The sequence below is a fragment of the Dysosmobacter sp. HCP28S3_G4 genome, assembly GCF_052065175.1.
Lineage (GTDB): Bacteria > Bacillota > Clostridia > Oscillospirales > Oscillospiraceae > Oscillibacter.
In genome coordinates this window covers 1-318 of record NZ_JBQHUP010000136.1, presented here as the reverse complement: position 1 = coordinate 318, position 318 = coordinate 1, and the positions used below count along the sequence as shown (strand labels likewise).

Annotated in this window: 1 pseudogene; it reads right to left on the bottom strand. The window is 52.5% G+C overall.

From position 1 onward, the window contains the following. Positions 1-318, bottom strand: a pseudogene (locus tag ACTNBU_RS12810) (hypothetical protein); the annotation flags it as partial.

Below are 318 nucleotides of genomic sequence, written 5' to 3'. Positions count from 1 at the left end.
AGCGCGAATGGATGACTTTTCGTGCTCTCTGCGCTTGAGCTGGCCCTGTGCCCTGGTTGGTTTCTTCCTGATTTGAGAAGGGCGGCGGTTAATCCTGTAGCGGATGCGCCTCCCCTGGCGATTCCTTCGGATGCTATCCTCCCGTTTGTCCGCACCAAGATACCCGCTGTCTCCATAGACACTTTCTTCGTCACCGGTCAGCAGCTTGGAGTCCTGCAAACAAAAGTCAATAGCTGAAATGAAAAAAGTCCCGCAAAATTTGCGCGACTGAAAAAGGGCATAACAAAACAGACTGGAGAAAAAGCTTCGCCAGCCGGG